The organism is Caballeronia sp. SEWSISQ10-4 2 (assembly GCF_030464885.1).
GTDB lineage: Bacteria > Pseudomonadota > Gammaproteobacteria > Burkholderiales > Burkholderiaceae > Caballeronia.
Window position 1 is genome coordinate 124,415 of record NZ_JALPRJ010000014.1, and the last position, 9,618, is coordinate 134,032.

5 protein-coding genes and 1 pseudogene are annotated in these 9,618 nt (G+C 57.8%); 5 read left to right on the plus strand and 1 reads right to left on the minus strand.

What is annotated here, in order from left to right:
- Positions 1–535: 535 nt before the first annotated feature.
- The 5 genes and pseudogenes from M0D69_RS43750 to M0D69_RS12295 all read left to right on the plus strand — a co-directional run.
- Positions 536–799, plus strand: a complete 264-nt coding sequence (locus M0D69_RS43750; RefSeq protein WP_367619707.1) for an aldehyde dehydrogenase family protein — start codon at positions 536–538, stop codon at positions 797–799.
- Between the two features lie 318 nt (positions 800–1,117).
- Entirely contained in the window at positions 1,118–2,722 is a 1,605-nt protein-coding gene (locus M0D69_RS12280) for an MFS transporter (RefSeq protein ID WP_301782278.1), read from the plus strand.
- Between the two features lie 83 nt (positions 2,723–2,805).
- The gene (locus M0D69_RS12285; RefSeq protein WP_301782279.1) at positions 2,806–3,456 is read left to right on the plus strand and encodes a flavin reductase family protein; all 651 of its coding nucleotides are present in this window, start codon (positions 2,806–2,808) and stop codon (positions 3,454–3,456) included.
- 322 nt (positions 3,457–3,778) lie between these two features.
- Positions 3,779–5,008: a porin gene (locus M0D69_RS12290; RefSeq protein ID WP_301782280.1), complete on the plus strand. Its 1,230-nt coding sequence runs from the start codon at positions 3,779–3,781 to the stop codon at positions 5,006–5,008.
- Between the two features lie 727 nt (positions 5,009–5,735).
- Positions 5,736–5,921, plus strand: a pseudogene (locus M0D69_RS12295) (transposase); the annotation flags it as partial.
- 103 nt (positions 5,922–6,024) lie between these two features.
- On the opposite strand, the gene M0D69_RS12300 reads toward M0D69_RS12295, so the two are convergent.
- Complete coding sequence (locus tag M0D69_RS12300) at positions 6,025–8,847, minus strand: DUF2235 domain-containing protein (RefSeq protein ID WP_301782281.1); 2,823 nt, start codon at positions 8,845–8,847, stop codon at positions 6,025–6,027.
- Between the last annotated feature and the right edge of the window lie 771 nt (positions 8,848–9,618).

The following is a 9,618-nucleotide window of genomic DNA, read 5'->3' on the forward strand; positions in this document are numbered from 1 at the left end:
TTCCAACCGTGCGTCTGTCCTAAGATTGGTCAATCGCTCCTGGTCTATCGAGTACCGGTATCGTTTCTTTCCATTCTTGCTACAAGCATGAAAGGGCACCTTCAGAATCAGCACACAACCGCTTGCACATGCCGGCGAATCGCGCGAATCGAAGTTGAAAAAAATGACCTGACTACGCCGTTTTAAAACCTGGCCAATGGCCGGGACGATGCATCGGGAGGCACGATCGATGCATCGTCCCGGCGTCCGGAGAGAAAATAGCGAGCGTTCCCGATATCGATCAGGACGGCTCCGGAGCGTGCGGTCAAGACCACCCGCGACACGTTTCCCGCCTGGAGTGCAGAGTCGTTTGCCGAGCGCAAGGGCTTGTTGGAAAACTCCTTTGCGAGATCCTCGAAAATCCTGCCGAGCTCATTGCGCTATTGACCGCTGAAAATGGGCGCCCGCTGGCGACATCGCAGTGGGAAATCCAGGCGTTGACCGAACAACATGGTGCGTTGCTTCTAGACCTGAAATTCGCCAATGAAAAGAGCGAATCGAAGGATCGCGGCGAGGTAGTCAAAATCGACACGCCAATAACACAAGCTACGACCTGGGCGGGTCGGTTTGGGGTAAGGACCCCGCGCAACTGAAAGCGGTGGCGGCGCAATTGAAGTCGGGCGATGTATGGACCAGCCAGCACGAAAACTTGACGGGCAACAATCCTTTTGGCGGTCACAAGGAGTCGGGTTTCGGCCGCGAGTTCGGGCTTGAGGGACCAAGGTCGTACCGCAACGTGCAGGTTATTGCTGCCCGATAAGCAGTTGACCTCGAGCGTGGCTGATGCTCTGCTTCGCAACGAGCGGCAGCGTACCGCGCTCGCAGCCATTCCCGATCGAGTCTGTTTCGCCGATCACCCGACTGGCGGGCGGCAAAATGGCTCCCTCGTTGATATTCTCTATTTGAATAACAGCGACTAAATGTTTGATTATCGCGCGCAATTTCGGCCCTCTAGACTCGGTTCATTCAATATTTCAGGCATGACCTGAAGCGTGTTGTTCCGATACCGCACTTGCGGTTGGCCGTACACAAAAGGTCGGCCGCAATGCCCCAAAAAATTTTGGTGGAGTGGAGACTGATGAACGCTGAAACGTTGGCCGAAGTGCGGCCCAGCCGCGCAATCAAGCGCGAGGAAATCCGAGTGGTGGTGGGCGCGTCCGTGGGCACCGTGCTCGAATGGTATGACTTCTTTCTGTACGGAAGCCTCGCCATCTTTTTCAGCTCGCATTTCTTCCCGGCGGGCAGCCCCACAGCCGGATATCTGGCATCGCTTGCTACCTTCGGCGTGGGCTTTGTGATCCGGCCGATCGGCGCGGTGCTGTTCGGGCGCTTCGGTGACAAGGTGGGACGCAAGGCGACCTTCCTGATTACGATCATCGTGATGGGCGTGTCCACGGCGGGCATCGGCTTCCTGCCGTCATTTGCGAGCATCGGCTGGGCGTCCCCCATCATCCTGGTCGCGTTACGCATGTTGCAGGGACTGGCGCTGGGCGGCGAATACGGAGGGGCGGCGACGTATATTGCCGAGCACTCGCGGCCAAACCGCCGGGGACTGACGACCGGCTTTCTTCAAACCACGGCAACCCTGGGATTTTTGTTGTCGCTCGGCGTGACGCTGATTTGCAAGGCGTTTGTATCGACTGAAGATTTTGGGGCATGGGGTTGGCGGCTGCCGTTTTTGAGCTCGCTCATCTTGCTCGCAATCTCAACGTATATCCGCACCACGTTGTCGGAGTCACCGGTGTTCGCCCGGATGAAAGCCGAGCATCGTCTTGCCGACTCTCCGCTACGCGACAGCTTCCTGGTCTGGAGCAACGTGCGCACCATGCTCGCCGTGCTGTTCGGCGCCCAGGCCGCGGTCGGCCTCGTCTGGTACACGTGCAACTTCTACACTTTATATTTCCTGACTACTACGCTTAAGGTCCCGACGAGTGATGCCTACGCGTTCATTGTCGCGATGCTGGTCTTCAGCCTGCCGCTCTATGTGCTGTTCGGATGGCTGTCGGACATAGTCGGCCGCAAGTGGATCATCCTCGCGGGTTGCGGGCTCGCGGTACTGACCTTCCTGCCCATTTTTACTCAGCTTTCGAAAGCGGTGAATCCGCAACTCGTGGCGTTCCAGCAATCCGTGCCGATTCGGTTGGCGGCCAATGACTGCAGTACCGGCCTGTTCACTAAGCCTGCAACGGACTGTGATCGTGCGCGCGACTTCCTGACGCAAGCTGGATTGTCGTATAGCGTGGAGCCGGGCAGTCAGGACGGCCAACTCGTAATGCATGTCGGCGATCTCGCGGTGGTCAGCGGCTTTCAGGCAGCGAACTACCGGAGCGTGCTGACTCGCGCCGGTTACCCCGTTTCAACCGATGTCAGCCAGATCAACCGGCCCCTAATGTATGTTCTCATCGGGCTGCTCATGGTCTGGGGCGCGATGGCATATGGCCCCATGTCCGCCTACTACGTCGAGTTGTTCCCAGCGAAGATCCGCTACACGTCGATTTCCGTTCCCTACAACATTGGTGCGGCGGTTTTTGGCGGCTTGGCGCCGTTCATGTCCACCGCAATCGCGGTCAAGACGGGCAACGTGTACTACGGATTATGGTATGCGATTATCGTTGGCGGAGTCGCGGTTTTGATTGGCGCGCTGTTCATGCGCGAAAGTAAAGATAGCGATGTGACCCAGTAGACGGTTTAGCGGGTTCGGCGTTGTGGCGTTCCAATTCACAATGATGCGCGAGAGCACCTGAAAGAGGAACAGGAGAGATTGGGATGGCACATGTATCAATGTCTCATTTGACGAGGATGCAGAAGTACTGGCTGGTCACCGGAAGCGTCGGGCCACGGCCAATCGCTTTAGTGACGAGCCTGGCGCAAGATGGTCTGTGCAACGCAGCGCCCTTCAGCGCTTTTAACTATATGGGTGAAGACCCGCCGCTATTCGCGATCGCTGTGGATCATTATGGCGAAGAAAGCCATCGACCGGGAGAGCGGAAGGATACGTTATGCAATATCGTTGAACACGGCGAATTCGTTGTGAACATGGTGGATGAAACCATCGTCGAGCGAGCCATTCTGTGCGGCAGCGATTTTCCCGCACACATTTCGGAGCCTGAAGCGGTTGGCCTCGAACTCACGTCTTCAACGACCGTTAAGGTGCCGAGAATCGCCGAAGCGCCGATCGCCTGGGAGTGCAAGCTTTTCAAGGTACTGGATTTCTCTGCGCAGCGATCAATTGTGTTTGGCGAGATCGCTGCGATGTACTTTCGTGAAGGTTTGCTGGACGAGGAAAGGCTGCGCGTTCGCGTGGACGAGTTCCAGCCCTACGGCCGCCTCGGTGGCCCCAACTATTGTCGGACAACTGACCGGGTTACGTTGAAAGTGCCGACTTACCTTGCATCCACAGGAGTTCCGCGGGAGTAGCGCGGCGGCTCATTGCAACAGGTCGACGGCGTCTTTGGGAAGAGCCGTCGACCCGTATTTTGCTTAATCGGTTTTTAAAAAACTAACACCGGGTTTCTTGGGCACGCCGTGATGCTCAGGGAAACGCTTGCCTGTTGATTCAATAGGGTCTGTGTCGCGCACCGGCGATTCGAGTGCTATCAGTCTCGATCGGCAAGCAGAAAAGCATCATGCGAAGGCACGATTACATAGAGATGATCGACTGGTCTTCGTCTGTATCAATTTGCTTTCCATTAAATATAAAAATTATCCATTTAATTAGATATCCAAACTGGAGACTAAAATGTCCGTCAGGCGTTACGCGATTCTGATCGCTTCATCCTTTCTGATGTGCGAGGCACATGCTCAAAGCAGCGTCACTTTGTACGGCATCCTGGATATTGGAATTACATACGCTAACAGCGTGCAGACGTCCAGGGTCGGCTCGAAACTCAATGGCGCCAGTCAGCTCGCATTGACCGATGGCCATGCGACTGGCTTAAGCGGCAGTCGATGGGGGCTTCGAGGCACCGAGGATCTGGGCTCTGGCCTCAAAGCCATCTTCGTGATGGAAAACGGCTTCATGCTGAATACGGGCGCTTTAGCACAGGGCGGAGCGGAATTTGGGCGACAGCTGTATGTGGGCCTGTCCAACAACATTGGAACGGTTACTCTCGGCCGGCAATATGATCCCATGGTGGATTTCCTGCAGCCCCTTGCCGCATCCGGCCAGTGGGCGGGCTATATGGGTTCGCATCCAGATGACCTCGATAACCTGACCAATACAAACCGCATCAACAATTCGGTCAAGTTCACCACGGCGAACTATCACGGGTTGTCGGCTGGCGCGCTATACAGCTTTGGTGGCGTTGCGGGCAGCGTTTCCCGCAATCAGATCTGGGCGCTTGGAGGGGGTTACACGGGCGGAAGCTTGCAAGTCGGTGTGGGTTACCTGAACGCACGCGATCCGAACGTATCGTTCTACGGCAACACGCCGAACAAGGGAAGCGCCACGGTCAACAATATCGGGTCGGCGGGCTCGGCAACATCGCCGCAATCCATCCCGGTCTACGCGGGTTACGCCTCGGCCAATACGACGCAGATAGTGGGAGCCGGCGCCGCATTCACGATCAGCACGACCACGATCGGCGTGGTGTTCACCAACACGCGGTTTTATTCTCTCGGGTCGCAGCCGAGTCTCAATCCGCTCGGATATGCCGGCACGGCATCTTTTAATAACGTGGAATTGAACGGGCGCTGGCGAGTCAGGCCATCACTTTTGCTCGGCGCCGCGTTCGACTACACCGACCGCAATTCAATAAAAAACGACGGTGGTGCCAAATATCTACAGCTCGATCTCGGGGCCGACTATTTCCTTTCCAAACGCACTGACCTTTACGCGCTGGCCGTCCTGCAGCGGGCGACCGGGCGTGATTCGCTGGGGCAGGCGTCGGTGGCGTCGATTGCAGGATTTACGCCGTCCGCAACGGACAAACAGATGGCGTTCAGGCTGGGCGTTCGCCACAAGTTTTGACTTGGACGGATCATCGGCACGGGAAGTCAAGGGCACTCTACTAGCTTGAGCTTTAGCGTGTTGGCGAAAGTTTTCGCTGTAAGCGCCTCAGCCGATGCTCAGACTTCCGAGCTCGGGCGGATAACGGCGTCCGGCTTGGCGGGGATGAACGAACTCAACGTGCGGACGGGTGTCACCCAGATCCGGCGGTTACTCGAACGGAGCGGTCATTCAAAGGGTCAAACGTCTTATCGGCCAAGAACGGTTCGTTTCATCGCTCACGACGAGTCTTGTCGCCCGTCGATCGCAAGGCTTCTCTCTATCGGTGAACGGCTTCCATCTGGGTCGGCCACTGTCGCTCGTTCCACGGCCGCGCTGTTATCGGCGCGGTGCTGTTCGGGCACTTCGGACCCGCGACAGTCACGAGCGCAAGCAGCGTTGCATCAGCATGCGCGTGCGGTAGCACATTGGTTGAAGCTGTCCGGCAGGTCGTCGCCCGGCAAGCACGTTTTCCGCAATATGATTCTCCGAGTCCCATGTTCGTTCGCCCGACGTCTACACCTTGACGTGGTCCGCAATAACCCTAAAAGAGTGGGTACACTTTACATAATCTTATTCACCGAATTTTAATATGTATTACTAAATATATATTCTTGAAAAGCCCCGACGAAGATGTTTGACAACTTAATGCTCGAGGGTCGACGCCCACCAGTCACCTGGATGACTGAGTTCGACCCCTTCGCGGCCTCTCGCGTTGCGGGAACGGCTATTGTCGCTCTCGCTACAGTCCGACACGACGACAGCAACTAACTATATGCTCAGTCGGTGGCAGGCGTTGAATTACTATTGCGAGAACGGCGTTGCGGAGATAGATAGCAACATTATCGAGAATGCATTGTGCGTGGTCAGGTTGAGATGCCGAGATTTTTTATTCACGGCTGGCCGCGCGATGGCAAGTTCGGCGTCGCGTAACAACATCAGGTACCTGAAGATGGCAAAACGGCATCGCTCGAAGCCAACAACGAGGCCATTAATCCTCACGGGTCCGTGGGACACACGCTAGATTGTCCGACCGACAAGCGGTTGCGCTCATCGATGACCTGTTCGACGGTCACCTGCGCGCAGCCGTAGTTGTTGCCGTAAAAAAGTCCCAACTTGCCAAAGATCGGCAGGACGGCGTCGTTGACGTAAAGAAAAAGTGGCCCCGTTGTTTTCGCGGTGATCTGCGCGACGAGCAGCTTGCGCGCGGCAGGCGTCGGGTCCCCGGCAATGATGCACGCCGCTTCGCAACGCGTCATCGGATCGAAATGACCGCCCGACGCATCGCACTTGCCTTGCGTCGAACACTTTGTTGCGAGCGCCGGCGCTCGAAGCTTGTTTGCGTATTTGTAGAGTGCGAAAGGTGCCTCAGGTTCGAGCACGTATTCGTCGTGCCCCTTGACACCGATGCGGGCGATCGGCTTGAACCAGTCTTCGAACCACCAACGCCTGAGCCACACTGCGAAAAAGTGCACGACGGTATCCGTGCCGAATCCGCCAACGTCCGCGCGCGCGCTCCGGTCGAGCCAGTCGCCATCGGTCGCAAGCGTGATCTCGTAACGCGCTCCTTGATTGAGCGTAATGCCCGAATCCCAACAAGGATCCGAGGTAAGGAACGGCTGGGTGTGCGCGTCTTGAGCCTTACAGATCCCGCCGACCGCACTCATGCCATTTAAGATCACTCGATTGAGGAGGGCACCACCGAACAGGAAGACAACAACGAGACAGATGGCTGGCAAGACCACCCGTTCCATGGCATGACACAACCCCCGAAAGCCATTACTGGTCCGGAGCGAACGTGCCAAACTCAGTGCGAAGCCCCCTTTCATAGCGGACTGGAGCTCGGATGGCGTGGCATTCGATGCAGGGATCGCTGCCCGAGTGCGCGCAAGCCGCTTCACGCGCGATTTGCGCCAAAGAACGAGCCAGACCAGCACTACGGCTGCGCCCGTCATTTCCCACGTCGTCAACTGCCCCGCACCGAGTTCAAACCACACGACCATCGCCGCTACTGTGAACACGAGTGCCGCGACGAGCGTCATGTTGCGGCTGCCTTCCTCGGATTGTTGACGCCACTCCAGATAGTCGAGACAACGCTCCGCATGCCACGCGAGAAAACCGCGGTCGTGCACGCGCTTCCGTAGGACGGCGCCGAACTGCAGTGAGATCAGCCAAAGCGCCAGAAGTAAGGCGAAAACGCTGGAGTGTTCGCCGAAAGCGTTGGTCCATGGGGTGCTCCACGCGGGCAGAACGCCCTTGATGGCCGTCAGCAATGTATTGAGTACGTCGTCCTCGAGACGTGCCGGGTTGGACGTGACAGTCACCCTTCGAGTCAACTTCTCCAGCCACTCGATGCCTCCACCGAAATAAGGAAACAGAATCACCAAGGCCGACAGCACCAGCGTCGCCAGATAAGCGATCCGCCGCCAGAACACGGTGTCCCAGGCGAGCGCCATCGCATCGGCGCTGCGCGTCTTGAGCATGTCTAGCGCATGGTTCAGCCGCTGGTGGCTCGCGCCCAACCAGGCCTGATCGATGCCCTCGAGCTGAGCTGCGGCCTCTGATGGACGCAACAGGGGAATCGGCTTCTCGCCCTGATCTCCTGGAAACGGCTGGAGAAGCCCACTCGGGTCCAGCACCTGGAAGCTCTCTCGCACGGCGATGGGTGCATAACGATCGGTGCCGAAAGCGATACGCACCACCACGCTCCAGTGCACGATCGGCCAGTAGGGCCGCTTGCCCCGGGCGAGGCAAGGCAGTGCAAGTCGTGGCAGATAGGGATAGCCTCCCGCGAACCCTTTGCGAGAATCATAAATGCGCGCAAAAGGTGACTGCGCCGCGACCACGTGCAACAGCGCCGAAGGTAACAGATGGATGCCTGCGGCGTTCGCCTCGCTCATGATCCAGTGCAGCGAGACGAGCGACAAGCGGTCCTCCGGATAACCTCCTCCGACGTTGCAATGCACGCCGGGAAACCAGACTTGCGTGATGCGGCCAGGCTTGATTTTTTTGATGACCGCAACCTGCGTCTGCATGGGTTCATGTTGCGTAACGTCGTCAGCTCCCGTTTCGCCCTCCTCTGCGAGTTGTGGCTCCTCGGCCTCATCCCACAACAGCGGATGAAAGGTCGAGCGTTCGTCGTCGAGCGACAGCGCGTGGCACGCTCGCTCTACATGCTTTGACAGCTTGAGGTCTCCGAACATCATCGGCCAGACCGTTGCGCTGATCGCTCGCTTCAACGGCAGAATTGGCACGCCGTACGCGGAAACCGCGTCCCACAGGCCGAGAAAGCGGATCGGAACATGGTGGTGCTTTCCTCCTTGCGCGTAGGAGCGACGCCCGCTGACGACATTCGCCGCGGACAGAAGGAGGTCGCGCAAGCCACGCAGAATCCGGACGATTGGACTCTTCGACGGAAACCTCGCGGACCGGTAATGGCGATAGGCGCTGCGCGCGTCGCGATCGAGTTGCTCCTCGGACTCGGGGATGACTACCCCTTCCGAATCGATCAGGCCGACGACCGTGCGGATCGTGAAGGCGCCACGGCTAAAACCGAATCCGCTGATCTGGTCACCCGGTTCGTAATTGCGACAGAGGAACTTGTAAATATCGATGACATTGCGCTTGAGGCCCCAGCCGAATGCGCCGCCGGCCAGTGCGAGGTACTTGTTGGTCGAGGAGCCGACGCCGTCGTCATAAAAGGCGATCTGCGCGTCATTCGTCTGATCGAGCGCCTCAAACATGCGCCATACGTTAGTCTTCTGCGCCTTGGCGGAACTGTTACCAGTACCGTCCGAAAGCAACACGATATTTTTTGGCATCAGTGGCCCCTCGGTGAATTGACGCTGTGCTGCTTCGGCATTGACTCGACGTATTTGATGGGTTCTTCTTGTCATGTGCGCGGAGATCTGCGCAGTGCGCCGGAGTTGGTTGTCACTATGGGGTAAATGTCGTCCAATTTCCAGCCAGAATTGCGGCAAGCCATGCCGTCCCTGCCGTGCCATTTACTGGAGGCAAGAGCCAACGGAAAGTAAGTGTTCGCTGCTGGGCTGGAACGGCCGTCTGAGTGTCTATCGGCGCACACGGGCGAATAACTAATGATGGCCGAAGACCCCGAGGTGCCGCATCGAGTTCGACTGGTGTCCGAGGCTGAGCGGCGGCTCGACATGGAACCGAAGCGTCGAGCGCTATAGCCCGTCGTCGCGGATGCGACGGCGCCAAGCGCGCCCCATGATCGGAGGCGCCTGTGAGGCACGTCAAGCCGATGCCCCCTGGGTGCGAGGGCAACGTGCTCTACGTCAAGGACGCGCCGGCAGCACCGCGTAGCGCGCATGGGTGTTCGGCTTGTCTGCCGGCAGGTTGTAGCACCGGAGCAGCGGCTCGCCAAGTCGCCGTGCGCGCTCGCGTACTAGATACTATGTAAGGGGCCAGCGAAAGTAAGCTCCCGAGAGTAAAACGAGGATTCAGACACTCGTTTTCGAAAGGAGCATGCAAATGGACGCGCCTAACACGGCCCTTCGAGGGCAAGATACAACGATCGTCGGGCGGCTGTATGTCGCCTTCGAATTAGGTGAGAAGAGCTGGAAGCTGTC

Coding starts and splice junctions, on each gene's coding strand:
- M0D69_RS12280 (WP_301782278.1), top strand. CDS start 1,118: ATGAACGCTGAAACGTTGGCCGAAGTGCGGCCCAGCCGCGCAATCAAG.
- M0D69_RS12285 (WP_301782279.1), top strand. CDS start 2,806: ATGGCACATGTATCAATGTCTCATTTGACGAGGATGCAGAAGTACTGG.
- M0D69_RS12290 (WP_301782280.1), top strand. CDS start 3,779: ATGTCCGTCAGGCGTTACGCGATTCTGATCGCTTCATCCTTTCTGATG.
- M0D69_RS12300 (WP_301782281.1), bottom strand. CDS start 8,847: ATGCCAAAAAATATCGTGTTGCTTTCGGACGGTACTGGTAACAGTTCC.